Origin of the sequence: Campylobacter sp. RKI_CA19_01128 (assembly GCF_025771175.1) — a bacterium.
Lineage (GTDB): Bacteria > Campylobacterota > Campylobacteria > Campylobacterales > Campylobacteraceae > Campylobacter_D.
Genome location: NZ_JAKMPU010000003.1, coordinates 74,183 through 99,468 on the forward strand (window position 1 = coordinate 74,183; position 25,286 = coordinate 99,468).

General features: G+C 28.6%; 25 protein-coding genes and 1 pseudogene. 17 read left to right on the forward strand and 9 right to left on the reverse strand.

The features are described 5' to 3' along the window. Positions 1 to 1,174 (forward strand): annotated as a pseudogene (locus L8U98_RS03275) (glycosyltransferase family 2 protein). Here the strand turns inward: L8U98_RS03275 and L8U98_RS03280 are convergent. Next, entirely contained in the window at positions 1,158 to 2,153 is a 996-nt protein-coding gene (locus L8U98_RS03280) for a capsular polysaccharide synthesis protein (RefSeq protein ID WP_263724929.1), read from the reverse strand. The pseudogene L8U98_RS03275 and the gene L8U98_RS03280 sit on opposite strands and share 17 nt — an antisense overlap. Positions 2,154 to 2,208: 55 nt before the next feature. Between L8U98_RS03280 and L8U98_RS03285 the strand changes: the two genes are divergently transcribed. From L8U98_RS03285 to L8U98_RS03305, 5 genes are read left to right on the forward strand one after another with little or no spacing between them, the layout of a single operon-like run. Next, positions 2,209 to 3,132, forward strand: a complete 924-nt coding sequence (locus L8U98_RS03285) for an alpha-2,3-sialyltransferase (protein ID WP_263724930.1) — start codon at positions 2,209 to 2,211, stop codon at positions 3,130 to 3,132. Next, positions 3,113 to 4,144: a sialic acid synthase gene (gene neuB1 / locus L8U98_RS03290; RefSeq protein WP_263724931.1), complete on the forward strand. Its 1,032-nt coding sequence runs from the start codon at positions 3,113 to 3,115 to the stop codon at positions 4,142 to 4,144. Before L8U98_RS03285 ends, neuB1 begins: the two co-directional genes overlap by 20 nt. Continuing rightward, positions 4,141 to 5,256, forward strand: coding sequence for a UDP-N-acetylglucosamine 2-epimerase (gene neuC / locus L8U98_RS03295; protein WP_263724932.1), 1,116 nt, complete (start codon positions 4,141 to 4,143; stop codon positions 5,254 to 5,256). Before neuB1 ends, neuC begins: the two co-directional genes overlap by 4 nt. Next, entirely contained in the window at positions 5,253 to 5,921 is a 669-nt protein-coding gene (locus L8U98_RS03300) for a cytidylyltransferase domain-containing protein (protein WP_263724933.1), read from the forward strand. Before neuC ends, L8U98_RS03300 begins: the two co-directional genes overlap by 4 nt. After that, positions 5,896 to 6,681, forward strand: a complete 786-nt coding sequence (locus L8U98_RS03305) for a CatB-related O-acetyltransferase (RefSeq protein ID WP_263724934.1) — start codon at positions 5,896 to 5,898, stop codon at positions 6,679 to 6,681. The genes L8U98_RS03300 and L8U98_RS03305 overlap by 26 nt, the downstream gene beginning before the upstream one ends. Here L8U98_RS03305 and L8U98_RS03310 read toward each other — a convergent pair. Beyond that, a complete protein-coding gene (locus L8U98_RS03310; RefSeq protein ID WP_263691862.1) occupies positions 6,661 to 7,464 on the reverse strand; it encodes a glycosyltransferase family 2 protein in 804 nt (267 codons plus the stop codon). The genes L8U98_RS03305 and L8U98_RS03310 overlap by 21 nt on opposite strands. 52 nt (positions 7,465 to 7,516) lie before the next feature. On the opposite strand from L8U98_RS03310, the gene waaF reads away from it, so the two are divergent. The 6 genes from waaF to L8U98_RS03340 all read left to right on the forward strand — a co-directional run bounded on the left by waaF (position 7,517) and on the right by L8U98_RS03340 (position 13,865). Beyond that, on the forward strand, positions 7,517 to 8,437 hold the full coding sequence (gene waaF / locus L8U98_RS03315; protein WP_263724935.1) for a lipopolysaccharide heptosyltransferase II: 921 nt from the start codon (positions 7,517 to 7,519) through the stop codon (positions 8,435 to 8,437). Continuing rightward, positions 8,438 to 9,940, forward strand: a complete 1,503-nt coding sequence (locus tag L8U98_RS03320; RefSeq protein WP_263724936.1) for an MBOAT family O-acyltransferase — start codon at positions 8,438 to 8,440, stop codon at positions 9,938 to 9,940. It begins immediately after the preceding gene. 8 nt (positions 9,941 to 9,948) lie between these two features. Continuing rightward, the gene (locus tag L8U98_RS03325) at positions 9,949 to 11,076 is read left to right on the forward strand and encodes a hypothetical protein (protein ID WP_263724937.1); all 1,128 of its coding nucleotides are present in this window, start codon (positions 9,949 to 9,951) and stop codon (positions 11,074 to 11,076) included. A 91-nt stretch (positions 11,077 to 11,167) separates the two neighbouring features. Then, positions 11,168 to 11,470 carry an HU family DNA-binding protein gene (locus L8U98_RS03330; protein ID WP_039619003.1) on the forward strand — a complete coding sequence of 101 codons (303 nt, stop codon included), beginning with the start codon at positions 11,168 to 11,170 and terminating at the stop codon, positions 11,468 to 11,470. 94 nt (positions 11,471 to 11,564) lie between these two features. Beyond that, entirely contained in the window at positions 11,565 to 12,467 is a 903-nt protein-coding gene (gene cysK, locus L8U98_RS03335) for a cysteine synthase A (RefSeq protein ID WP_263724938.1), read from the forward strand. 12 nt (positions 12,468 to 12,479) lie between these two features. Next, positions 12,480 to 13,865: a replicative DNA helicase gene (locus tag L8U98_RS03340; protein WP_039618998.1), complete on the forward strand. Its 1,386-nt coding sequence runs from the start codon at positions 12,480 to 12,482 to the stop codon at positions 13,863 to 13,865. On the opposite strand, the gene tpx is transcribed toward L8U98_RS03340, so the two are convergent. From tpx to L8U98_RS03355, 3 genes are read right to left on the reverse strand one after another with little or no spacing between them, the layout of a single operon-like run. Then, a complete protein-coding gene (tpx, locus tag L8U98_RS03345; protein WP_263724939.1) occupies positions 13,862 to 14,380 on the reverse strand; it encodes a thiol peroxidase in 519 nt (172 codons plus the stop codon). The genes L8U98_RS03340 and tpx overlap by 4 nt on opposite strands. 12 nt (positions 14,381 to 14,392) lie before the next feature. Continuing rightward, positions 14,393 to 15,736, reverse strand: a complete 1,344-nt coding sequence (gene mgtE, locus L8U98_RS03350; RefSeq protein WP_263663450.1) for a magnesium transporter — start codon at positions 15,734 to 15,736, stop codon at positions 14,393 to 14,395. A gap of 1 nt (position 15,737) precedes the next feature. Then, complete coding sequence (locus tag L8U98_RS03355) at positions 15,738 to 16,895, reverse strand: peptidoglycan DD-metalloendopeptidase family protein (RefSeq protein ID WP_047208535.1); 1,158 nt, start codon at positions 16,893 to 16,895, stop codon at positions 15,738 to 15,740. 126 nt (positions 16,896 to 17,021) lie between these two features. Between L8U98_RS03355 and L8U98_RS03360 the strand changes: the two genes are divergently transcribed. Genes L8U98_RS03360 through L8U98_RS03370 form a run of 3 tightly spaced genes read left to right on the forward strand, consistent with a single transcriptional unit; the run spans position 17,022 to position 19,926 of the window. Beyond that, on the forward strand, positions 17,022 to 17,732 hold the full coding sequence (locus L8U98_RS03360; protein ID WP_412175041.1) for a plasminogen-binding N-terminal domain-containing protein: 711 nt from the start codon (positions 17,022 to 17,024) through the stop codon (positions 17,730 to 17,732). Continuing rightward, positions 17,732 to 19,114 (forward strand): FAD-linked oxidase C-terminal domain-containing protein, encoded by a 1,383-nt coding sequence (locus L8U98_RS03365; RefSeq protein WP_261529964.1) that lies wholly within the window; start codon positions 17,732 to 17,734, stop codon positions 19,112 to 19,114. Before L8U98_RS03360 ends, L8U98_RS03365 begins: the two co-directional genes overlap by 1 nt. Then, positions 19,114 to 19,926 carry a YihY/virulence factor BrkB family protein gene (locus tag L8U98_RS03370; RefSeq protein WP_087685400.1) on the forward strand — a complete coding sequence of 271 codons (813 nt, stop codon included), beginning with the start codon at positions 19,114 to 19,116 and terminating at the stop codon, positions 19,924 to 19,926. The genes L8U98_RS03365 and L8U98_RS03370 overlap by 1 nt, the downstream gene beginning before the upstream one ends. Here the strand turns inward: L8U98_RS03370 and L8U98_RS03375 are convergent. Genes L8U98_RS03375 through L8U98_RS03390 form a run of 4 tightly spaced genes read right to left on the reverse strand, consistent with a single transcriptional unit; the run spans position 19,873 to position 23,804 of the window. Continuing rightward, on the reverse strand, positions 19,873 to 21,129 hold the full coding sequence (locus L8U98_RS03375; RefSeq protein ID WP_263724940.1) for a ComEC/Rec2 family competence protein: 1,257 nt from the start codon (positions 21,127 to 21,129) through the stop codon (positions 19,873 to 19,875). The genes L8U98_RS03370 and L8U98_RS03375 overlap by 54 nt on opposite strands. Then, complete coding sequence (locus tag L8U98_RS03380) at positions 21,126 to 21,689, reverse strand: DedA family protein (protein WP_263724941.1); 564 nt, start codon at positions 21,687 to 21,689, stop codon at positions 21,126 to 21,128. The genes L8U98_RS03375 and L8U98_RS03380 overlap by 4 nt, the downstream gene beginning before the upstream one ends. 8 nt (positions 21,690 to 21,697) lie before the next feature. Further along, positions 21,698 to 23,251, reverse strand: a complete 1,554-nt coding sequence (gene rny / locus L8U98_RS03385) for a ribonuclease Y (RefSeq protein ID WP_039628788.1) — start codon at positions 23,249 to 23,251, stop codon at positions 21,698 to 21,700. After that, positions 23,175 to 23,804 carry a 5-formyltetrahydrofolate cyclo-ligase gene (locus tag L8U98_RS03390; RefSeq protein ID WP_263692177.1) on the reverse strand — a complete coding sequence of 210 codons (630 nt, stop codon included), beginning with the start codon at positions 23,802 to 23,804 and terminating at the stop codon, positions 23,175 to 23,177. The genes rny and L8U98_RS03390 overlap by 77 nt, the downstream gene beginning before the upstream one ends. A gap of 67 nt (positions 23,805 to 23,871) precedes the next feature. On the opposite strand from L8U98_RS03390, the gene L8U98_RS03395 reads away from it, so the two are divergent. Together L8U98_RS03395 and ftsY are read left to right on the forward strand one after the other, a co-directional pair. Further along, entirely contained in the window at positions 23,872 to 24,417 is a 546-nt protein-coding gene (locus tag L8U98_RS03395) for a TlpA family protein disulfide reductase (RefSeq protein WP_263702212.1), read from the forward strand. After that, complete coding sequence (ftsY, locus tag L8U98_RS03400; protein ID WP_263724942.1) at positions 24,417 to 25,283, forward strand: signal recognition particle-docking protein FtsY; 867 nt, start codon at positions 24,417 to 24,419, stop codon at positions 25,281 to 25,283. The genes L8U98_RS03395 and ftsY overlap by 1 nt, the downstream gene beginning before the upstream one ends. The last annotated feature ends 3 nt before the right edge of the window (positions 25,284 to 25,286 follow it).

Here is a 25,286-nt window from a genome sequence, read left to right on the forward strand (position 1 = left end):
ATGAAAAAAGTAGGTGTAGTAATCCCCATATACAATGTAGAAAAATATCTAAAAGAATGTTTAGATAGTGTAATCAATCAAACTTATACTAACTTAGAAATCATACTAGTAAATGATGGTAGCACAGATGAGAACTCACTCAATATTGCAAAAGAATACACTTTAAAAGACAAAAGAATCACTCTTTTTGATAAAAAAAATGGTGGTTTAAGTAGTGCTAGAAATGTAGGTATAGAATTTTTTTATGGTGAATATAAAACACAACATATTGAACAAGAAAATGAATTAAATATTTTTAAGATTATTGGCGATAATCCACAAAATATTTATAAAATTTATAAGTACAAAAATACTTTAATTGATGATAAATTAGAAATTCCAAAGATTGATTATATTATCTTTTTAGATTCTGATAATTATTGGGAGTTAAACTGCATAGAAGAGTGTGTTGCGAGAATGCAAAATGTAGATGTATTATGGTTTGACCATGCTTGTATTTATGATGATGGTATAGAAGATAAGGGTCAAAAAACAAGAATGAATGTATTTAATTTTACTCAAGAATGCACTATCACTCCAAGAGACTATGCTAAGCAAGCTATAAAAGTAGGTTCGAGGGATATCTCATTTAGCTGGGGTGGTATGATAGATTTTTCATTTTTAAAACAATTAAAACTTAAATTTATCAACAAAATCATCAATGAAGATATTCATTTTGGCATGGTTTTGTTTGCGAGTGCTGATAGTATCTATATTTTACCAAAAAGATTGTACTTATGCCGTTTGAGGGCAAATAGTATATCAAATCATGATAAAAAAGTTACAAAGGCAAATGTGTCAGAGTATTTTAAAGACTTGTATGAATTTTTTGGAGAAAATGCTAAAGAGGCAAAAAACTATTTAAAAGCAGCAAGTAGGATGATAACAGCTTTGGAGTTGATAGAATTTTTTAAAGATCAAAAAAGTGAAAATTCTCAAGCCATAAAAGAGGCTTTTTTGCCTTTTTATGTAAAAAAGGCTTTGATGATTAAAAAATTTAAAAAAGATCCTTTAAATTTAAAGGAAAAATTACCTATAATCAAACCTTTTATCCAGACAAAAATCCCTTATGATCTTTGGAAAATTTGCCAAAAAATAAAAGGTATTTTTAGATAAAATCAACTTTGCAAGATGATTTTATCTATCATTGAATCTTTTTTTATAGATTTAAAATGCGTGAGTTTGTGTAAAAAACTTTGTTTTTGAATTTCTTCCCAAAGAGTTGAATTAAATTTTTCTTTGGCGCTAAATTGCAATAAATGACATTCTATATCGCTCATGTTTTTATAAGTATCATTTATAAAGCCATGTTCTTTTAAAAGTTCAAAGATAATTTGAAAAGTAAAATAATAAAAGTTATTAGAATTTTTCTCATTTGACCAATAGTATATAAGTGTATCTTTCATGGCTTGGATATTTTTATGATGAGATTTTGAGATTATAAAACTATTTAGCATTTTAACCTTAAAATCATCATTCCAATTAAAATATCCATAAGAAAAATATCCACTTTTAATAAATTTTTTCAATTTTTCTTTGCTAGGTTTTATTTTTGATCTTTCAAAGGTAAAAAAGTCTTTATCGCAAAGTTCACTAGGAATTTTAGAGCTTAAAAATATACTTGCATCACACCATATACCACCATAAGTTGCAAGCAAGCATACTCTTAAAAGATCTGAAAAAAAAGTTATAGTTTTTTCTCCAAAAAAATTATTTTCTAATTTTTCTATAACAAATGGTGGAAAATCAAGGTAATCTTTTATATTGTCTTTATCTAAAATGATGATTATGTAGTCATCTTTCATTTGACTTTGCACTGAATTGAAACATTGTTGTATCATAGGTGAAGCTTGATTTTTACCTTGATACCAAAATTGCCAAATGATTTTATCGTTTTTAAAATGATGTTTTTTTTCAAAATCAAAATGAGGAATTCTCCCTTCTAAAAAAGGATTGACATAATTTTTTGAAAGATAACTAGCTACTTTAGGGTGTTCTAACTTATATTGGATATGATTTCTTAATTTTCTTCTTATTGGTTTTATAGGCACAAGTGAACTTAGTTTTTTTGTTAGATTATTATAAAGCAAATGGTTGTTTTGTTGTATTTGCATATATATTCCTAAAAAGTTTTTTGATATAATATCTAAAAATAATAGATTAAGGAATATGTTAATGAATGGAAATTCAAGAAGTGCCATTATAGCTGGCAATGGTCCTAGCTTAAGTAAAATAGATTATAAACGGATGCCAAAAGATTTTGATGTCTTTAGGACAAATCAATTTTATTTTGAAAAAAAATATTATCTTGGAAATAAAATTAAATATGCATTCGCAAATCCCGGTTTATTTTTAGAGCAATATTATACTTTAAATGTTTTAAAAAATAAAAATGAATATAATATTGATAATATATTTTGCGCAACATTTAATTTGGATCATATGGTGAATAAAATTTTTATAGATAAATTCAGCGATTATTTTCCTGGAGCAATGCTTGCATATGATTTAATTAGGGACTTGCATAAGTTTCACGAATTTATTAAATTTAATGAAATTTATAATGATAGAAGAATAACCTCTGGCATTTATATGTGTGCTATCGCCATAGCTTTAAACTATAAAGAATTGTATTTAACGGGTATTGATTTTTACGATGAGACCCTACAGGAATATGCTTTTGAGAGCAAGAAACAAAATATTATTAACTTGGCACCAGCATTTAATACGAAAAATTCAAAATACAATAAACACAGTAGAGATATGGATTTAGAAGCTTTGGATTTTTTGCAAAAAAATTATGATGTAAAAATATATTCTCTAAATCCAGATTCCATTTTGAGCCAACATATTGATATTGCACCAAATATTGATAATATTTTCATATTAAGTGAAAAGCCAAAGGATTTTATTGATGATATATTAATTCCAAATTTTAGTGCTTATCATTATGCGGAAATTGCTAAGATAAGACAAGATAAAAATGGGAGAATTTTTAGTAATTTTTATTATAAACTAATAAGAGACTTTGTAAAGCTTCCAAGTGACATAAAACACTACTTAAAGGAAAAATATGCAAATAAAAATAGATAAATTAACTATTTCTCAGAAAAATCCTTTGGTAATCCCTGAAATAGGCATAAACCATAATGGTAGTTTGGAGATAGCAAAACTTATGGTAGATGCAGCTAAAAGAGCAGGAGCTAAGATAATAAAACACCAAACTCATATAGTCGAAGATGAAATGAGTCAAGAAGCTAAAAATGTTATACCGGGTAATGCAAATATTAGCATTTATGAGATTATGGAACAATGTGCATTAAACTATAAAGATGAGCTAGCTTTAAAAGAGTATGCAGAAAAACAAGGTTTAGTATATCTTAGCACTCCATTTAGTAGAGCTGCTGCAAATCGCTTAGAAGATATGGGTGTAAGTGCTTATAAAATAGGCTCGGGTGAATGCAATAATTATCCTTTAATAAAACATATAGCGCAATTTAAAAAACCTATGATTATAAGTACCGGAATGAATAGCATAGAAAGTATAAAACCTACAGTTAAGATACTTAGAGACTATGAAATACCTTTTGTTTTGCTTCATACTACAAATTTATATCCCACTCCATCGCACTTAGTAAGATTACAAGCTATGTTAGAATTATATAAAGAATTTAATTGTCTTTATGGACTTAGTGATCACACCACAAACAATCTTGCGTGTATAGGCGCAATAGCTCTTGGAGCAAGTGTACTAGAAAGACACTTTACAGATACCATGGATAGAAAAGGCCCTGATATAGTTTGCTCTATGGATGAAAGTGCCTTAAAAGATCTTATAAATCAAACACAAGAAATGGTGCTTTTAATGGGTGATAATAATAAAAATCCTTTAAAAGAAGAGCAAGTAACCATTGATTTTGCATTTGCTAGTGTAGTAAGTATTAAAGATATAAAAAAGGGTGAAGTTTTATCTATGGATAATATTTGGGTAAAAAGACCTTCAAAAGGTGGCATAAGTGCAAAGGATTTTGAATCCATACTTGGAAAAAGAGCAAAAAAAGATATAAAAAATAATATACAGCTAACTTGGGATGATTTTGAATGAAAAAAATAGTTTTTGTTAGTGGAACTAGAGCTGATTTTTCTAAAATAAAATCACTAATGATGAAAGTTGAAAATTCAAATGAATTTGAATTATTTATATTTGTAACTGGTATGCATATGAGTAAAAAATTTGGTTCTACTTATATGGAAATAGAAAAATGTGGTTTTAAAAATATATATAAATATATAAATCACGATAAGTATTATCAAATGGATAAAGCTTTATCATCAACAATAGATGGTTTTTCTAAATTTATACATGAGATAGAGCCTGATTTGATAGTAGTGCATGGTGATAGAGTGGAGCCTTTAGCTGCTGCTATAGTAGGAAGTTTAAATAATATCTTAGTGGCACATATAGAAGGCGGAGAGCTTTCAGGAACTATAGATGAGAGTTTAAGACACGCTATTAGTAAATTAGCACATATTCATTTAGTAAATGATGAAATAGCAAAAAAAAGATTAATACAAATGGGTGAAGATGAAAAATCTATTTTTATTATAGGTTCTCCTGATTTAGAATTGCTAAATAATACTATATCTTTAGATGAAGTAAAAAAATATTATGATATAAAATTTAAAAATTATGCTATAGCTATATTTCATCCAGTTACAACCGAAATAAACTCTTTGTATAAACAAAGTGAAGAATTTGTAAATGCCCTTATAAAAAGTGAGAAAAATTATATAGTTATTTATCCAAATAACGATTTAGGATTTGAGTTGATTTTGCAAAACTATGAAAGGCTAAAAAATAATGAAAGATTTAAAATTTTTCCTTCTTTAAGATTTGAGTATTTTATAAGTCTGTTAAAAAATGCCAATTTTATCATAGGAAATTCAAGTTGTATTTTAAAAGAAGCTATATATCTTGGTGTAAATGGAATTTTAGTTGGTTCAAGACAAGATGGTAGAACTGACATTAATAAAACAATAAGAGTAAATGCAAAGGAAAAAGATATATTAGAAGCGATTTTAAATACTAGCAAATGCACTAATATTACAAATAAAAGACTAGAAATTTTAAATAGTTCTGAGCAATTTTATGAATTATTAAAAAATAACACTTTGTTTGCTATAAACAAGCAAAAAATATTCATGGATAAAAAATGACTTTAGCTATAATACCTGCTCGAACTGGTTCAAAAGGTATAAAAAATAAAAATTTAGCTCTTTTACATAATAAGCCTTTGTTGTATTATACTATCAATGCGGCAAAAAATTCAAAGTATGTAGATAAAATTGTTTTAAGTAGCGATGGTAATAATATATTAGAATATGGACAAACTCAAGGTGTAGATGTGTTAAAAAGACCTAAAGAATTAGCACTAGATGATACAACTAGTGATAAGGTTGTATTGCATGCCTTGAGTTTTTATAAAGATTATGAAAATATTGTTTTATTACAACCCACTTCTCCCTTAAGGACAAATGTACATATAGATGAAGCTTTTTTAAAATTTAAAAATGAAAACTCAAATGCATTAATAAGTGTTGTAGAATGTGATAATAAAATTTTAAAAGCTTTTATAGATGATAATGGTAATTTGCAAGGAATTTGTAATAACAAATATCCATTTATGCCTAGACAAAAATTACCAAAAACTTATATGAGCAATGGTGCTATTTATATAGTAAAGTCAGATTTATTTTTAAATAACCAAACTTTTTTACAAGAAAAAACGAGTTACTATATAATGGATGAAAAAGATAGTTTGGATATAGATACAACAGAGGATTTAAAAAAAGCTAATGAGTTATTACAAAATAGAAATTAATAAAAATATAGAAAATATATTAAATGAAAATAATATTTTTTTTAAAAAAACAAAAGAAAGAAAACTGAGGATATTTAAAAAATATTTTATATATGTATCACAAGAACTTTTAACGGGGGGGGGTATAGAAGAATACTGTAGATTCTCAACACATTTACATCAAATTGGTTCATTTTCTTATACAGGTTCTATTTTACCTTATTATGTAAAAGTTGGTAGATATTGTTCAATAGCTAGCAATGTAGAAATGTTTAGGTATCAACATCCATTAGATAGAATTAGTACAGCAAGTTTTACTTATGAAAAAAACCATTTGTTTGTAAATAAGGCTTCAATTGAAAAAATAGGTGAATATTTTCCTATAAAAGATTACAATCCAAGTTCATCAGTAAAAAAATTAGTCATAGAAAATGATGTGTGGATAGGAAAAGATGCTCTTTTAAAACAAGGAATTATTCTTGGAAATGGTTGTGTTGTGGGACAAAGAGCTGTTGTAACAAAAGATGTACCACCATATGCTATAGTGGGTGGAGTACCCGCTAAAATCATAAGATATAGATTTGATGAAAAAACCATAGAAAGATTATTAAAATTAAAATGGTGGGATTATCATTTTGCTGATTTTCATGATATAAATTTAAATTTGGATATAAATAAATATCTAGATCAGTTGGAGTGTAAAATTATTAATAACAAAATTCAAAAATTTATAAGTAAAAAAATATATTTAAAAGAGTTACTAAAACACTCTATTTCTTAAAGCATTTATTTCGTATTGTAAAATATCAGATATTTTCTTGTTAAGTTTTTTATCATTATTTAGAATTTGTCTTATAAGCTCAAAAGTTCTTTTTTTATCTTTATAATTTTGCCATAAAATTTCTTTATTTTTGTTTTCATATCTGCCATTTTCATTAAATTCATAGCGGTATGTACATTCTTTCGATACAAAAAAACTCTCACTTAGCATAAAATTTATATAGTTAAAAAGCACATCTTCCCCATAACAAAGTTTTTCTTTAAAATCAACATACTCAAAACTTTTTAAAATCAAATTTTTCCTATATACTTTTGCCCAAACACTCCAGCAAAAATGTTTTTGTTTAAGTAAAAATTCCAAAAATTCATCTTTGTTAAAAAGCCCATCTTGTTTAAATCTATAAAATTTCTTAAATTTCACTCTATGTACATATGCATCAAACACTACCATATCTACATTTTTGATTTTTTCAAGTCCAACTTCACAAGCATTAAGCTCTAAATAATCATCAGGATCTAAAAACATTATATAGGGTGAACTTGAATTTAATACACCTATATTTCTACTAGCAAAAGTTCCTAAATTTTCTTCATTATGTATGATTTTTATTCTATCATCTTTGCTAGTATATTCTTTAGCTATATCTATACTTTTATCATTGCCAAGGTCATCTACCGCAATAATTTCTATATCTTTAAAAGTTTGGTTGATACAACTTTCTAATGCTCTAGCTATATATTTTTCCGCATTATAAGTTGGTAGTATGATGGAAATTTGACTCATTTTAGCTCTTTATTTTTTGGTATAATTATAGCTTTTATTTTTAAGGAAAATCATGAATATTTTTATCAACCTTCCTACTTGGCTTGGCGATGCAGTAATGGCTAGTGCGGCTATTTATGCTATAAAAGAAAAATACCCCCAAGCTAAATTTACTTTTTATGGTTCTTTTGTAAGTACAGAGCTTTTTAAACGCTTTGAAAATGCTCAAATTTTAGTAGAAAATAAAAAGCAAAGATATAAGCAAATTTTACAAGCTAGAAAAAATCTTGGTAAATTTGATCTAGCTTTTTCATTTCGCTCGGCATTTTCAAGTAAGATTGTTTTAAATCTAATCAAAACAAAGAAAAGATTTTATTTTGATAAAAATATTCTAAAAGAAGAACATCAAGTTTTAAAATACTTAAATTTCATAGAAAAAGCCTTAAATTTTAAAGCAACTTCAAATGCTTTAAAGCTTCCTATAAAAGCAAAATCAACTCAAAAAATTTTAGGTATAAATGCAGGTGCACATTTTGGAAGTGCTAAAAGATGGGAAGCGAGTTATTTTGCAAGGGTAGCAAAGGAATTTAGCTCCACCCATCAAATTTTAATCTTTGGAGTGGAAAGTGAGAGAGAAATTTGTGATGAAATTGAGCATTTTCTTTTAAAAGAAGGCATAAGGGCAAAAAATCTTTGTGGTAAAACTAGCATTTATACTTTATGTAAAAATATTTCTATGCTTGATTTGCTCATCACAAATGATAGTGGTCCTATGCATATAGGTGCAGCTTATGGGGTGAAAACGGTGGCTGTTTTTGGCTCTACTAAATTTAGTCAAACCTCGCCTTGGCAAGAAAATGCTAAAATAGCACATTTAAATTTAACTTGTATGCCTTGTATGCAAAAGGTCTGCCCTTTAAAACACCACAAATGCATGAAAGACTTAAAGCCTGAAGTGGTAATAAATTTAGCAAAAAATTTTTCAGGAGTATAAATGGTTTTTAGTTCTTATGAATTTATATTTATATTTTTACCTATAACTTTAATTATATTTTATATGCTTAAAAAATTTAATCATGTTCAAAGTGCAAAATTATTTTTAGTCTTAGCAAGTTTATTTTTTTATGCTTTTTGGAAGGTTGAATATGTGTTGATTTTATTGCTTTCTATGAGTGTGAATTTTTATCTTGCAAATTTAATTTTACTTAATAGGGGGGGGGTAAAGCTATTATTTTATAGTGGAGTGCTTTTTAATTTAGCTTTGCTTTCTTTTTTCAAATACACTGATTTTCTTTTGGAAAATTTTAATGTATTTTTTCAAATAGTCCAACTAGATTTTAATATTCCTTTGCCACATATATTGCTACCTTTGGCTATATCTTTTTTTACTTTTCAACAAATTGCTTTTTTGGTAGATTGTTATAAAAGAACAAACATAGAAGGTTTAAAAAGTGAAAATACATATAAAATAAATATTTTAGATTATGCTTTGTTCATAACATTTTTTCCTCAGCTTATAGCAGGTCCAATAGTACATCATAAAGAAATGATGCCTCAATTTAAGAGTATGCTTTGGAATAATTCTATTCTTATTAATTGGGAAAATATAGCTAAAGGATTATTTATATTTTCTATGGGTTTATTTAAGAAAGTATATATTGCTGATTCTTTTGCGCTTTGGGCTAATGCAGGGTTTAAGATAGTTGAAAATGGAGGTACTTTAAATATTTTCGAAGCTTGGGCAACTTCTTTATCTTATACTTTTCAACTTTATTTTGATTTTAGTGGCTATTGTGATATGGCTATAGGTATAGCTTTATTTTTTAGTATAAAACTTCCTATTAATTTTAACTCTCCTTATAAAGCATTAAGTATAAGTGATTTTTGGAGAAGATGGCATATAACATTAGGTAAATTTTTAAAAGATTATTTATATATACCCTTGGGTGGTAATAGGGTTTCTAAGATTATAAATTTAAGAAATCTTTTTATAGTGGCTTTTGTAAGTGGAGTATGGCATGGAGCTGGATGGGGTTTTGTGATATGGGGAGTGTTGCATGGACTAGCTATGGTACTTCATAGAATATATTCATTTATAACCACAAATGCAAAATTTAAAGAAAGTATCATTTATAAAATATTTGCATGGTTTGTAACTTTTAATTTTATTAACCTTGCGTGGATATTTTTTAGAAGCGAAAATCTTCAAGGTGCTATAAATCTTTTAAAAGCTATGTTTGGTATAACTTGGATGGAATTGCCAATAAAATGGCATAGAATGAAAGAATCTTTAGCGCAAATTAGTGGTAGTAATGAAACTTTAATTTACATCATCGTTTGTATGATTTTATGTATTGGGTTTAAAAATAGTATTGAAAAACTTGAAAATTTTAAAGCTAGTTATATAAATTCTTTATTAGTCATGCTTTTTTTATATATAGCTTTGATAACTTTAGGAGTGGTTCCTTATACTGAATTTATTTATTTTAATTTCTAAGGATAAAAATGTTTAAATCATATAAAAAATTTGTAATTTGTTCTTTATTAATACCTTTGCCTTTTATATTGTTTTTAGGAGTTTTACTTTATGTGTATGATCCATTACAACTTTATCATGAACCTTGGTTTAGAAAAAAAACATATTACAATGATTTAACTATTAGCTCCAAAGGTATAATTGATCACAATAAATTTGATTCTATAATTTTTGGAACTTCAATGCTTCAAAATACTTCATCTTTTGAAGCAACTTCTAAACTTGGAGGGCAATTTATTAATTTATCAATAGGTGGAAGCACTTTTGAACAAAGAAAGATTATTTTAGATTATATATTGCAAAAACATATTATTAAACATTTAGTAATATCTTTAGATGAATTTGCAATTATGGATGTAAAATTTCAAAATTTTTCTAATTTTAGCTATTTATATGATCAAAACACCTATAATGATTTAAAAATTTATCTTAATAAAAAATTTATTTTTTGTGCATTGAAATTTTCTAGTAGTAAAAAATGTGTTGGAGGTGATACTGAGTTAGAAAATTTACCAAAATGGATTAAAAGTCCGATTGCGCAAAAACAATTTGGAGGGATTGAAAATTGGGTTAAAAATATAGAAGAGGGTGTTAGAGAGGATATTAAAAAAATTATGCAATTATATAATGGAAATTACATACATGATTATTCGAGTAAAGATCTTAATGTTTTAAAAAATCATATTGATATTTATATATTTAACTACGCTAAAATGTATCCAAATATTCAGTTTTCTTTAATCTTACCAACTTATTCTAGAGTTTATCACAAGATGGCACAAGTTGATTTTCAATATTACCAACAATGGTTAGATTTGATAAAATATATTATTTTAAAGTCAAAAACACTTGAAAATATTAAAATATACGGATTTGATGATTTAGATTATGCAGATGATATTGCAAATTATAAAGACTTAAACCACTATAATATAGATATGAATTCAATGCAACTTGATGCTATTAAAAACCAAACAAATATTTTAACTCCTGAAAATATGGATGAGTATTTTAAAATTATGGAAGAAAAAATCAAAAATTATGATTTAAATCCTTTAATTAAACAAATAAAAGCAAGTGATATTTTAGATAAATAGTACTAAGAAAAGCTTTTTTGCATGAAAACCTCTTGCAAAAGCTTGATAAATGTGTTAAACTTAACAATCATTTTTAATCAAGGAGCTTTTTATGACTAAAGCAGATTTTATTTCTCAAGTTGCTCAAACTGCTGGGCTAACTAAAAAAGATGCAACTGCAGCTACTGATGCAGTAATCGCTACTATTACTGATGTATTAGCTAAAGGTGATAGCATTAGCTTTATCGGTTTTGGTACATTTTCTGTGGCTGAAAGAGCTGCTAGGGAAGCTAGAGTACCAAGCACTGGCGCTACTATCAAAGTACCTGCTACTAAAGTTGCTAAATTTAAAGTAGGTAAAAACCTTAAAGACGCAGTTGCTGCTGCTAAAACTGCTAAAAAAGCTAAAAAATAATTCTTTGCGCAAAAGTTTCTAACTTTTGCGTTTTTCTTCATAATTAAGTATTAATTTTCTTTTGATATTGTTTTAAAAAATTACAAGGAAAACAATGTCAGTTTATAATAATATCTTAGATTGTATAGGTAATACCCCGATTATTTCTTTAAAAGAATTTGCTCCAAATCTTTATGCTAAATGCGAGTATTTTAATCCAAGTCATTCTATAAAAGATAGAGCGGCTGTGGAGATGATAAAACAAGCTTTAAATGAAGGTAAGATTAATCAAGAAACAACCATTATAGAAGCTACAAGTGGAAATACCGGCATAGCTTTAGCAATGATTTGTGCAAGCTTAAAGCTTAAACTTATCATAGCTATGCCTGAGTCTATGAGTATTGAGCGTAGAAAAATGATGAGTTTTTTTGGTGCAAAGCTAGAGCTTACTCAAGCAAGCAAAGGCATGCAAGGAGCGCTTGATAGAGCTAATGAGCTTTTGAGTGAAATTCCAAATTCATTTATGGTAAGTCAATTTGAAAATATCAACAACAAAAACGCACATAGAAAAAATACTGCCTTAGAAATTTTAAAAGTTTTGCCTGATCTTGATATTTTTTTAGCAGGTTTTGGTACAGGTGGGACTATTAGTGGAGTAGGAGAAATTTTAAAAGAACACAATCCTAATATTAAAATCATAGCCTTAGAACCCGCATCTTCACCACTTTTGAGCCAAAATACCGCTGCAAGTCATAAAATTCAAGGTATAGGCGCAAATTTTATCCCTAAAATTTTAAATCAAAAAATCATAGATGAGATAGTTTGTGTAAGTAATGAAGATGCTATAAATACAGCCTTAGAGCTTGGTAAAAATGGCATAATGGCAGGAATTTCAAGCGGGGCAAATGTATATATGGCTAGAAAAATTGCTTTAGAAAATCCTGATAAAAAAGTCTTAACTATGCTAAATGATACAGCCGAGCGATATTTATCAACTGATTTATTTGCAAATTTATAATTAGGAGTGAATATGAGTCAAAATAATGAGCATTTTGATTTAGATCTTGAAAGGGCGATTTTAAGTTCTTGTATATATAGTGAGGATTCTTTTTTTAGCATTTCTTCGGATATTGAGATTAATGATTTTTCACTCAAAGCTCATCAAGATATTTACAAAGCGATTTTAGCTTGTGTGAATGCAGGTGAGCCTATAAGTGCAAGTTTTATAAGAAAACATAAAAAAATAGATGAGCAAATTTTAGCTGAAGTTTTAGCCACTACTTCTATAGCAGATGTGAGCAAATACGCTTATGAATTAAGAGAAAAATCCATTAGACGCCAACTTTTAAATTTTGCTTATACTATACCTACAAGGGTAAATGAAGATAAAAGCATTTCTCAAATTTCAGATGAAATAGGCAAAGAGATTTTTAATCTTACCAACCGTGTAAATAGTAATAGTATTAAAGATATGACTATGGTTATGTCTGAGCTTATGGATGAGTTTAAAAAGCAAAAAGAAGCTGAAAACAAGGATATTTTAGGACTTGATACAGGTTTTAGTGAGCTTAATAAAATGACAAAAGGCTTTAAACCTGGCGATCTTGTAATCATCGCTGCACGCCCAGGTATGGGAAAAACTACAATTTGTTTAAATTTTATAGAAAAAACACTAAGACAAAATAAAGGCGTTGTAATGTTTTCACTAGAAATGCCTGCTACACAAATCATGCAAAGATTAATCAGTGCAAAAACTTCCATTCCTTTGCAAAAAATTCTCATTGCAGATTTAAATGATGATGAGTGGAGTAGGGTGGGTGATGCTTGTAATGAATATGCACAAAAAAATCTTTATATTTACGATAGTGGTTATGCTAGTATAGCTGATATTCGTTCGATTTTACGCAAAATTAAAGCTCAAGATGAAAGTATTGAGCTTTGCGTGGTAGATTATATCGGTCTTATGATGAGTAACTCAGCTTTTAATGATAGGCATTTGCAAGTGAGTGAAATTTCAAGAGGTTTAAAGCTTTTAGCAAGAGAATTAAATATGCCAGTAGTGGCACTTTCGCAATTAAATCGTTCATTAGAAAGTAGAGCAAACAAGCGTCCTATGCTTAGTGATTTAAGAGAAAGTGGTGCTATAGAACAAGATGCAGATACGATTTTATTTGTATATAGAGATGAAGTTTATAGAGAGCAAGAAGAAAAAGAAAGAGAAAATAAAGCCAAAAATGAAGGCAAGACTTATGAGAGAAAATTTATGCCAAATCCTGTGCAAGAAAAGGCTGAGCTCATTATAGGTAAAAATAGAAATGGCCCTGTAGGGCATGTGGATTTGCTTTTTTTGAAAGAAAAATCGTGCTTTATCGAAGCTCCAAAAGAAGATTTTGTGGTTACAAACTTTGAAGGTTAATTCAAAGGGTAACCATAATTTCTATGCATAAAAAGTTCTAAATCTTTAAAATCGATTTTTCCCATCAGCTCTTTTACGAGCTGTTTGTATACTATTTTTCCATCTTTAATTACAAAAGCTGCTCTTGCTAGCAATCCTGCAAATATACTATCATTTATTAATACCCCATAGTTTATGCCAAAATCTTTAAAGGCAAAATCACTTGCGGTTATAATATTATCAATCCCTTCAGTAGCACAAAAGCGATCCATAGCAAAAGGTAAATCCATACTAACAATAATAACTTCAATATTTTTCATAGAAGCTAGCCTTTTATTGGTTTCTTTGGCTTGTTTTGAACATACTGGCGTATCCAAGCTGGGTAGAGTTAATAAAATTTGAGTTTTTCCAGGTGGTGCTATTTCTACTGGGGCAAGATTTTTGGTTCTTAGAACTACCCTTGGAGCATTATCGCCAACTTCTAGTTCAATTCCTGCAAGTTCTATAATTTGACCTTTATATGTAATGTTTGACATAATTTCCCTTTTTTATAATAAAATCATTTTTGCTAAAAGTAAGAAGCTAAAAAATCCCAAACCATCAGTAATCGCAGTAATCACTACACTTGATCCTACCGCAGGATCGATTTTAAATTTTTTCAAAGTTAGAGGTACAAAAGAACCTACAAAACCGGCTAAGGCTAGATTAATTAGCATTGATAAGGCTATAACAAGTCCCAAAAGAGCTGTTTTAAACCATATGAAAGCTATAATGCTCATAATACTAGCAAATATAAATCCATTGAGTAAAGAAATTCCACTCTCTCTTAATATAACTTTTTTAGCATCTTTAAATTCTACTTCATTGAGTGAGAGTTTTCTAACTGTTACTGCTAAAGCTTGTGAGCCTGTATTGCCTCCCATGGAAGCTACGATAGGCATAAGTACTGCTAGGGCTACAAGTTGTTCTATTTCACCTGAAAAAAGGCTAATGATATTAGCTGAGATTAATGAAGTAGTAAGATTAATCATAAGCCAAAAAGCTCTAGCTTTAGCCGCTTTAAAAGCACTTTCTTCCTCAACATCTGCATCGACTCCAGCTAAGTTATAAATTTGTTCTGTTGCGTTTTCTTGGATTAAATCATGGATATCATCATAGGTAATTCTACCTAAAAGCACTCCATCATCATTTACAACCGCTAAAACACTCAAATCATAATCTTCTACTATATCAATAGCCTTTTGTATATCCTCATGATCTTTTATGCTATAGCTTTTATATCTTTCATTATTGTTTTTAATAATATCCGCAAAACTTAGTTTAAAATCCCAAAGCAAAAGATCGCTTAGGTTGATAGCATTGCAAAGCTTTCCTTGATTATCTATGATATAAACTTGAAAAATTTGATCTACTTGTCCTGAATGTTTTAAAATTCTATATCTTTTAATAGCTTTTTCTATACTCTCATCAATAGAAGCTGTGAAAATTTCTGTTTGCATATAAGCACCAGCAGTATTTTCATCATAATTTTTAAGGCGTAAAATTTCTTCTTTATCTTCAGAGCTTAAGCGGTTTAAAATAGCTAAAGTTTTTTGCGGATTTAGCTCTTCAAAACGCTTAATTAAGTCTGTTGCATCATCACTTTCAAGCTCTTCTACTGCTTTTGCAATCTTTATAATGCTTAAGTGTTCTAAAATATCTTCTAAGATATGTTCAGGTGTTATAGTAGCTACATTTGCAAGTGTGTAAGTATCAAAAGATTTAAGAGTTTGCAAATAAAGCTCTTCGTTATATCTTTTGATAGTCTTTAGGGCTTCATTGGTTTCATAGGTGCTTTGATCTTTGGAAATATTTTTTAAAAGTTCTTGTGCTTCTAAAAAATCATTCATCATCTCAAAGCTCCATAGAATTTTCTATATTTTGTTCTTTTGGTGGATTTTTATAGTTTTCATCAATGCTTTGCAAGCGATTTTCATACTCTTTTGCCATTTTTAAAAATTCTTCTTTATTTTTACCGCTTAGGCTTGATTTTGGAATTTTCACTATGGTTTCAGGATTAATTGCTTTGTTATTTAGATAAAGTCCAAAATGCAAATGTGGCCCAGTACTCATACCAGTAGAGCCTACATAAGCAATCACTTGACCTTGTTTGACTTTTTGACCACGTTTGATTTTTGCAAAACGGCTAAGGTGAGCATATAAAGTCATATAGCCTGATACATGTTTTACTTGTACAACCTTACCATAGCCACCTTTTGTCCCAACAAAACTAATCGTTCCATCTCCTGCGCTCTTAACCGGAGTACCCGTTGGAGCAGCATAGTCAATACCTAAGTGAGCCCTGTAGCGTTTTAATATAGGATGATATCTTGCCCTAGTAAAGCGATCTGAAATTCTTGTGTATTTAACAGGTTTAGTTAAAAAGAAATTTTCAAGCTCTTTTCCTTGAGCATTATAATAAGAATCTTTATATAAAAACACAGAATATTCTTTACCTCTAATGTTAGCTAAAGCTGCTTGGATATTAATATCGCCAAAAAGTCTTCCTAGTCTTCTTTTTTGCTCATAAATTAATACTACGCTATCGCCTTTTCTGACATTTTTAAAATTAACACTATTTTTAAAAGCTCTCACCATAGCTCTTGCTAAGGTTACACTGCCACTTTCATCATAAACATCTTGATAAGCTGAGTTGTTAATAGCTACGCGAATGGTTCTTTTTTCTTTAGTGTAAGAAATAGGGGTAAAACTCAATACGAATTTATTTTCTATATTTTTGTAAATATGAATTTGTAAATCATCACTAATTGGGATTAAAACTTGCTCGAGCTCACCTTGCTCATCTTTTAGCATTTGGTATTTAATGCCACTTGCAATTTCTGCGCTTAGTTCTTTATCTTCGGTGTCAAGATTATAATATAAATTAAGCGGTATAGAATGATCTTGTAAAAAATCAAGTAAAGTTTTGCCATTTTCCCAAGAAAGTTCTTCAACACTTGAAATAGCAAAAAGTTTTATGGATATAAGTAAAGATATGAAAATTTTTTTCATGATAATCTAAAGCCTTCTAAAATTTAAACATAAATTTGTATTTTACTTAATTTTTCTTACAATTTTGTAAGGAAAAAACAATATAATTTATTTTTTACACTTTTTAAGGAGTATAAATTGTCAAGAATTATCTTAATGCTTTGCTGTTTTTTAGCATTTTTACAAGCTAAAAATTTTGATTTAATACAAACAAAACTTGAAAAAGTAGATGATATTTATGGTTATATAAAAGATGATCCTAGAATTTTATTGCACTCAAGTGGTATAGTTGTGCATGAAATTGATACACAAAAATCTATCATTGCAAGAGCTAGTGTGATAGGGCGTGAAAATGGCTTGGTTAAATTACAATTTAAAGTTTTTGATATGCTAGCTCAAGATGCTATGCCTTTGCCAAATGTATTACCACAAGTAGGGGATAAAATAGTTTTAAATTATTTATATGATAGAGCTTTGATTATAGCTCCTGATAAAAGTGTGTATGATTTTATAGCTCAAAAATTAAATGGAATTTATTTTTTACATCCTGATTTATTTGGTGCGCATATGATACAAGAATACCGCCAAACTCCAAGAAGATCAGATTTTAGATCTTTTTGTTCAAAAAATGCTGTAGGGCTTTTAGTAGTAGCTTTAGAAAATAAAGCTGAGATAGTTGATTGTCAAGATTTTGGCAAGATAGAAGAATTTGCCATACCGCAAGCTCAAAGTTTGCAAATTCCATTTTATTCAAGAATCACAGGTTACAAAAGTGATATTTTTAGCTTAAATGATGAGGCCATTGGAAATTATTATGTATATTATGAAAAATTAATTAGCTTAACTAGAGAAAAATAATGCAAGAAATTCATCAAAAATTCTTTCAAGATCTTTTAGGGGTTGAAAATGCGCATTTTGATCCTATCCATAAAAGAGCGTATAGTTATGATGCTACTAAAAAGCATTATTTGCCTGATGGAGTGCTTTTTCCAAGAGATGAAAATGATATTAGTCAAATTCTAAAATATTGCAATGAAAATAAAATCATCGTTATTCCTAGGGGTTCAGGCAGCGGATTTACCGGTGGAAGCTTAGCTATTAATGGTGGAGTGGTGCTAAGCTTTGAAAAACATATGAATAAAATTTTAGAAATTGATCTTGAAAATTTAGTCGCAGTGGTACAACCTGGTGTGATAAATATGGCTTTACAAGAAAAAGTAAAAGAATATGGTTTATTTTATCCGCCTGATCCTGCTAGTATGGAGTATTCTTCTTTAGGGGGAAATGTAAGCGAAAATGCAGGGGGTATGAGGGCTGCTAAGTATGGTATAACTAAAGATTACGTAATGGCTTTAAGAGCTGTTTTACCTAATGGAGAAATTATTAGAGCAGGTAAAAAAACTATAAAAGATGTAGCGGGTTATAATCTAGCTGGAATTTTAATAGCAAGTGAGGGATCTTTGGCTGTGCTTAGCGAGATTACTTTAAAACTAGTAGCTTTGCCAAAGTTTAAAAAGACAGCAATGGGGATTTTTAACAGCATTGATGAAGCAATGAATGCAGTTTATAAAACTTTAGCTAAAGGTGTAACTCCTGTATCCATGGAATTTTTAGATCAACTAAGCATACAAGCATTAGAGCAAAAATTTCAAAAAGGCTTGCCTATGGATGCAGGTGCGATTTTAATCGCTGATGTAGATGGTAATGTAGAAGAGGCTTTGGAAGCAGATTTAAAAATCTTGCAAGAAAGTTTTTATGAATCTGGCGTAAGAGAGTTTAAAATAGCAAAAGATGAGCAAGAAGCAGCTAATATTTGGTTTGCTAGAAGAAATTGTTCTCAAAGCATAGCAATGTATGGAAATTTAAAACTTAATGAAGATATTACAGTGCCACGTTCAAAACTACCTGAGCTTTTAAAAGGCATAGCTGAAATTTCTAAAAAATATGGTTTTAAAATCCCTTGTTTTGGTCATACTGGCGATGGGAATGTACATACTAATGTAATGGTAAGTGACAAAAACAATCCTGAATTAGTTAAAAAAGGTTATGAAGCTGTGGAAGAGGTGTTTAAGCTTACAGTTTCTTTAGGTGGGACTTTAAGTGGAGAGCATGGCATAGGCATTTCAAAAGCTCCTTTTATGAAGCTTGCTTTTAGTGAAGCTGAAATGGACTTAATGAGAAATATCAAAAAAGCATTTGATCCAAATAATATACTCAATCCTTTCAAAATGGGACTTTGATGAGTTTTAAAAACTTATTTAAAATTCTTTTAGCTTTAAGAGATAAAGAAATTTTAAATTATGCTGCGGCTTTGAGTTTTTATACTATCTTATCTTTAATACCACTTTTGTTTTTATGTTTTTGGGTTTTTACCCAAATTCCAAGTTTTGAAATGTATCAAGAAAGAATTAAAAATTTAATTTTTACTTTTTTAATCCCAACTCAACAAGAATTAATCATACAATATATCAATACCTTTTTAAAAAACAGCGTAAATTTAGGTCTTATAGGGCTTTTGGCTATGGCTTTGACTTCTTTGGCTTTTTTTTCAGGTTATGATTATGTGATTAATAAGCTTTTAGAGGAAGATTCTAAAAGTCTTTGGCATAGTATAAGTTCTTATTGGACTTTAGCAACTTTAACTCCGCTTGGACTTGGGGTGAGTTTTTATATTTCAGGTTTTATACAAAAAACCTTAGATGATTTTAATATTGCTTTAAATTTTTTTGAGATTTTACCCTATGTGATTATATGGGCTTTATTTTTTGTCTCTTATTCAAGTTCAGTAAGCAAAAAAGGTGATTTAAAAACCTTACTTATTAGTTCTTTTGGTGCTTCTGTAATTTGGTATATTTCCAAGATGATTTTTGTGTATTATGCTGTATATAATAAAACTTATTTAAATGTATATGGTTCTTTTTCTGTAATATTATTTTTCTTTTTGTGGATTTACATTTCTTGGATTATTTATCTTTTGGGCTTAAAGGCTTATTTGCTTTTAAATCAAGAAAATAAAGGGAATAAACCCAAGAGAAACTACAAAAAGAGCTAAGTATTTATTAAATATAGCGATTAAAGATAAAATTAAATAAATACAATAAAACACAAAAGGTATTGATAGATTAATCGCATGCATTTTAAACTCAAAAAAATGCATTAAATATAAATCTAATAAATTTCCATAAGAGAAAATATGCAAGATTAAAACCAAAGGATAAAATATTATAAAGGCTAAGCTTAAAGGTATGGCTAAAAATTGCTGAAAGCTAAGTAGAGGAAAAAAGTATAAGACAGGGATAATCATTGCTAAAAAGGTCCAAATATTTAGCAAAAAAACATGAGTAAAATTTGAAAATTGATCTTTAAAATGATGAAGATATAAATAAATATAAAAAACTCCCAAAATAGAAAATAAAAACCCAACATTAAAAAGAAGTTTTGGAAAAATGCTAATGCAAAAGACTATACTTAAAAATAAAAATTTAAAACTGAGTATTTTAATATTTTTACTAAATAAATAAAAAGCAAAAAGACTCATCAGTAAAGCTCTTGTATAAGAAGGGCTAAAATCTATTAAAAATATATAAAAAATTAAAAGTAAGAAAGCAAAAATGCTAATATCAAGTTTTAAACTTCTATAAGGAAAATATCGTTTATGAAAAAAAGCATATAAAGGAGCAAAAATCAAAAAGCAAAAACTAAATAACAAGCCCAAATGATATCCACTAATAGCAATTAAATGTGCGATATTATAAAAATTTACATCATTTCTAAGCTCACTTGATACATTTTTGGCAAAAAATAAAGCCCCATAAAATTCTTTGATTTTTTCATTATGATGTTGATTTAAAAAATACTTTATTAAGGTATTTTCTTGTTGTGTTTTAGTTTTGTTAAAATCATAACTTGGTGCATAAAAACTTTTACTAAGATAATCTTTAAAGTTAATATTTTTAGTGATTATTCTAAGATTTATCACATCATTTTTACTTAAATTTAGATCTTTAAAGCTAGTGGTGTAAAAAATAAAATCAGAATTTTTGAGTTTTAAAACTTGATATTTTTTACCTTTTTTATTAGTTTTTTCATAAGAAGACAAAACAATGTTATCTTTAAGTAATAAATGCTTAGTAAGTTTAAAATTTTGATATTTTTTATACTCAAAGATGAGATTTAAACTAAAAATTACTAAAAAACATAATAATAAAATAAAAAATTCTCTATAAGTTTCTTTTATAGAGAATTTTAAACTCATTTTTTCTTAGAAAAGCGTGATAAATATAACCATATAATAAAAATTAAAGTGATTATAAAAACAGGAGCTATGTAAGGATAGTTGGCAAATGTTTCAAAAGCTTCTTTTAGGGTATTTCCAAAAATAAAACCAGCATAACCTAAAATAACAGCCCAAATTAAACTAGCTAAGGTATTGATGATAAAAAATCTTATAAAGCTAAATTTACAAAGACCTGCTGCTACAGGAATGATAGTCTTTACTCCATAGATAAATTTTTGCACTACTAAAAGCAAATCACCATATTTTTTGATTTTCATCATAGCAAGAGCGATTTTTCTTCTATGATTTTTAAAATAAGGCATTATGTCTTTTTTATAGTATTTTCCTAAGATAAATAATAAAGTTGAGCCTATGGTATTAGCCAAAAAGGCTAAAAATATACACAAATGCAAATCAAGTTTAGTTGAACTTGCACAAAGTACCCCTGCAGCAAGTATAGCAACCATACCTCCACCAAAAGAATAAAAAAATAAAATCAAATAGCCATAAGTGCTTAGATTATCTATCATTTCTTGCATGAAAAACCTTATCTTGCAAAATCAATAGCTCTAAGCTCTCTGATGACATTGACTTTTATTTCACCAGGGTATTGAACTTTTTCTTGAATTTCTTCAGCTATTTCTTTAGCTAAAAGCACAGATTCATCATCATTGACTAATTTTGCATTAACAATAACTCTAATTTCCCTACCAGCATTAATAGCATAAGCTTTTTTAACCCCTTCTTTGCTCTTTGCTATATCTTCAAGCTCACTCACTCTTTTTAAGAAGGCTTCTAAAACTTCACGTCTTGCTCCAGGGCGTGCAGCGCTTAGTGTATCTGCTGTGCAAACTGCAGCTGATTCTATGCTAATAGCTTCTTCATGCCCATGATGAGCATAAATTGCATTAATCACAACAGGATGCTCTTTGTATCTTTTACAAAGCTCAGCTCCTAAATCCACATGAGAGCCTTCAAATTCATGTGTTAAAGCCTTGCCTATATCGTGTAAAATCCCAGCTCTTCTTGCTAATTTTTCATCCCCTCCACACTCAGCTGCTATGATTCCAGCTAAATGTGCCACTTCTAAAGAATGTGCTAGAGCATTTTGGCCATAACTTGCTCTATATCTTAATTTTCCTATTAATTTGACAATTTCAGGATGTATATTATTAAGTCCTAAATCCATTACTATAGTTTGACCTTCTTCTAAGATATTATCTTCAAATTCTTTGCAAACTTTTTCATGAATTTCTTCTATTTTTGCAGGTTGAATTCTGCCATCTTCAACTAAAAGTTCAATCACTTTTGTAGCAATGGCGCGTCTATATAGATTAAAACAACTTACAATAATTGCTCCAGGTGTATCATCGATGATAATATCAACACCCAAAACCATTTCTAAAGTTTTAACATTTCTCCCTTCTTTACCTATAATACGACCTTTTAGCTCATCATTTTTGATATTTACCACATTGATTAATCTTTCAGCAGCAAATTCCCCTGCAAATCTTGAAGTAGCTTGCGCTAAGATAAAATTAGCTTTTCTTTTGGCTTCATTTCTAGCTTCTTCTTCGTATTTTCTAACAATATGAGCAATCTCAGCTCTTGAGTTTTCTTCTACTTTTTGTAAAACTATATTTTTTGCTTCTTCTTGTGTAAGACCAGCTGAATGTTCAAGAATTTTTAATACTTCACTAAGCTTTGTTTCATAATTTTGTTTTAAATTTTCATTTTCCTCATGTAAAGCTTTTATAGCTTGCTGTTCTTTTGCCAGCTTGTTTTTGTTTTCCTCATGAAGTTTTTCTTGATAATGAAGATTTTGTTCTTTTTTATTAAGCTCTTCTAGCTTAATAGAATGTTCTTTTTGAAGTTTTTGAATTTTTTCATCAAATTTTTTCTTTGCCGCAAATTCAGCTTCAGCAACTGAATTTTTAGCATCTTTAAGTGTTAGCTCAGCTTCATATTCAATGGCTTTTGCTTTTGCTTTTGCTTGCTCTAAAAAGATATTGAAATTTGCATCATTAATCTTTTTGGCGACTATATACCCAATCCCTCCGCCTATAAAAACGGCTATTAATGCGACTAATATTTCTATCATTGTTTTTAACTTTCCTAAAATATTTTTTATAAGGGTTTATATAAAAATTTCCTTTTATATCATGATCTTGGCTAAAAAATTGATCAGATTTTGCATCGATCATTTGCGTAAAAATAACCAAAGGTTTTTTATAAGAAATGCTTTCAAAAAACCTATCGTAAAAACCTTGACCATGACCGATTCTTCCTAACTTTGCATCTACGCCTATTACAGGGATAATCGCAATATCAATGCGAGTTTGCAAAAAAGAATCTTTTGGCTCATACACCCCAAAGCTCTTTTTTTCAAGAGCTAATCTTAATTTTACTACCTTTAAACTTTTATCTTGCATAAATGGGACGAAAATTTGATATTTTTTTGTTAGAAAATGCCTGAATTTATAAAGATTAATTTCATATTTTAAAGGGATATATATAAGGATATTTCTACAATTTTTGCATAAATTTAGAATTTTCTTTATTTCTTGAAAAACCAAAAAATCCCTTTTGTATTGATACTTTAATTTTAAATGCATTTTGGATTTTTGTTTTATTCTAAAATTGTTTTTTATCAAGGCTTTCCTTAAAGTTTTTAACTTTTTATGTTATACTTTTAAGCTTAAAAAATCATAAGGATAAGACTTGAAATTTAAAATTTTTTTAGTAATTTTTATTATGATATTTTTTACTTCATGTTCGAGTGATAAAGAAAATTCTAGCACTGAAAATACAGACAATGCAAGTTTAACTCAAAGTGAAAATACTGATTTTACTTTAAAATTTTTAGATGGTAGAAAAATGTATGTGAAATATCATGAGCAAGCATTTAATTTTGATGATACAGCTAAAGCTAAATTGTTTGTTTTTTTTACGACTTGGTGTGCACCTTGTAAGGCTCAAATTCCACATTTAAATAATTTAAATAATAAATATCAAGATAGATTTGAAGTAATAGCGCTTTTTTTAGAAGAGAATAAGGAGCAAGAAATATTAACTTTTATAGAAGATGAAAAAATTAAATTTCCAGTAGCTATAGGAGAGAATAATTTTGTTTTTTCTAAAGTTTTAAATGTCAGTTCTATACCAACAATGGTGTTATTTAATACAAAAGGTGAAAAGATTAAAGAGTATTTAGGGATAATCCCTGAAGAAATGTTAGATATAGATATACAAAAAGCGATAATGTGATGTTTGGATTTTTAAAAAATGGTTTGAAAAAAACCTTAGAAAGTATTCATTTAGTTAAGGCTTCAAATAAAATCATTACTAAAGATTTGCTTGAAGAAATGCTTTTAGAAGCTGATGTGGCGTATGAAATAGTTGAAGAGATTATTTACTATCTTCCTCCAAACGATGAGGTTAAAAAGGCCGATTTAGAGCGTGTTATGGGAACTTATTTTATTTATGATAAGCCAGAACTTGCTAATGCCAAACCTTTTGTGGATTTGATTTTAGGTGTAAATGGAGTGGGTAAGACCACAAGCATTGCTAAAATGGCACATTTGCATAAAGAAAATGGCGAAAAAGTTATACTTGGAGCTTGTGATACTTTTAGGGCAGGAGCTATAGAGCAGTTAAAATTATGGGCGCAAAAATTAGATATAGATATCATAGCTACTTCACAAGGACATGATCCTTCAGCAGTTGCTTATGATGCTATTTCTAAAGCTTTGGCAAAAAACTATGATAGGGTTATTTTAGATACAGCAGGACGCTTGCAAAATCAAAAAAATCTTGCTAATGAGCTTGAAAAAATCGTTCGCATAAGCGATAAAGCTATGCAAGGAGCTCCTCATAGAAAAATCCTTGTACTTGATGGTACTCAAGGTGTGGCAGGAATTTTGCAAGCAAAAGCTTTTAATGATTTAGTAAAACTTGATGGAGTAATTATTACAAAACTTGATGGAACCGCTAAAGGTGGGGCTTTGTTTAGTATAGCAAGAGAACTTGAGCTTCCTGTTTTATATGTAGGAGTAGGGGAGCAACTAGGACAAATTCATGAGTTTAATCCTAATGAATACGTTAAAACTTTAGTTGAAGAGATTTTTGCATAATTT

What these genes read in the sequence shown, in the direction of transcription:
- L8U98_RS03280 (WP_263724929.1), bottom strand. Translation starts at nt 2,153, where the DNA reads ATGCAAATACAACAAAACAACCATTTGCTTTATAATAATCTAACAAAA.
- L8U98_RS03285 (WP_263724930.1), top strand. Translation starts at nt 2,209, where the DNA reads ATGTTAATGAATGGAAATTCAAGAAGTGCCATTATAGCTGGCAATGGT.
- neuB1 (WP_263724931.1), top strand. Translation starts at nt 3,113, where the DNA reads ATGCAAATAAAAATAGATAAATTAACTATTTCTCAGAAAAATCCTTTG.
- neuC (WP_263724932.1), top strand. Translation starts at nt 4,141, where the DNA reads ATGAAAAAAATAGTTTTTGTTAGTGGAACTAGAGCTGATTTTTCTAAA.
- L8U98_RS03300 (WP_263724933.1), top strand. Translation starts at nt 5,253, where the DNA reads ATGACTTTAGCTATAATACCTGCTCGAACTGGTTCAAAAGGTATAAAA.
- L8U98_RS03305 (WP_263724934.1), top strand. Translation starts at nt 5,896, where the DNA reads ATGAGTTATTACAAAATAGAAATTAATAAAAATATAGAAAATATATTA.
- L8U98_RS03310 (WP_263691862.1), bottom strand. Translation starts at nt 7,464, where the DNA reads ATGAGTCAAATTTCCATCATACTACCAACTTATAATGCGGAAAAATAT.
- waaF (WP_263724935.1), top strand. Translation starts at nt 7,517, where the DNA reads ATGAATATTTTTATCAACCTTCCTACTTGGCTTGGCGATGCAGTAATG.
- L8U98_RS03320 (WP_263724936.1), top strand. Translation starts at nt 8,438, where the DNA reads ATGGTTTTTAGTTCTTATGAATTTATATTTATATTTTTACCTATAACT.
- L8U98_RS03325 (WP_263724937.1), top strand. Translation starts at nt 9,949, where the DNA reads ATGTTTAAATCATATAAAAAATTTGTAATTTGTTCTTTATTAATACCT.
- L8U98_RS03330 (WP_039619003.1), top strand. Translation starts at nt 11,168, where the DNA reads ATGACTAAAGCAGATTTTATTTCTCAAGTTGCTCAAACTGCTGGGCTA.
- cysK (WP_263724938.1), top strand. Translation starts at nt 11,565, where the DNA reads ATGTCAGTTTATAATAATATCTTAGATTGTATAGGTAATACCCCGATT.
- L8U98_RS03340 (WP_039618998.1), top strand. Translation starts at nt 12,480, where the DNA reads ATGAGTCAAAATAATGAGCATTTTGATTTAGATCTTGAAAGGGCGATT.
- tpx (WP_263724939.1), bottom strand. Translation starts at nt 14,380, where the DNA reads ATGTCAAACATTACATATAAAGGTCAAATTATAGAACTTGCAGGAATT.
- mgtE (WP_263663450.1), bottom strand. Translation starts at nt 15,736, where the DNA reads ATGATGAATGATTTTTTAGAAGCACAAGAACTTTTAAAAAATATTTCC.
- L8U98_RS03355 (WP_047208535.1), bottom strand. Translation starts at nt 16,895, where the DNA reads ATGAAAAAAATTTTCATATCTTTACTTATATCCATAAAACTTTTTGCT.
- L8U98_RS03365 (WP_261529964.1), top strand. Translation starts at nt 17,732, where the DNA reads ATGCAAGAAATTCATCAAAAATTCTTTCAAGATCTTTTAGGGGTTGAA.
- L8U98_RS03370 (WP_087685400.1), top strand. Translation starts at nt 19,114, where the DNA reads ATGAGTTTTAAAAACTTATTTAAAATTCTTTTAGCTTTAAGAGATAAA.
- L8U98_RS03375 (WP_263724940.1), bottom strand. Translation starts at nt 21,129, where the DNA reads ATGAGTTTAAAATTCTCTATAAAAGAAACTTATAGAGAATTTTTTATT.
- L8U98_RS03380 (WP_263724941.1), bottom strand. Translation starts at nt 21,689, where the DNA reads ATGCAAGAAATGATAGATAATCTAAGCACTTATGGCTATTTGATTTTA.
- rny (WP_039628788.1), bottom strand. Translation starts at nt 23,251, where the DNA reads ATGATAGAAATATTAGTCGCATTAATAGCCGTTTTTATAGGCGGAGGG.
- ftsY (WP_263724942.1), top strand. Translation starts at nt 24,417, where the DNA reads ATGTTTGGATTTTTAAAAAATGGTTTGAAAAAAACCTTAGAAAGTATT.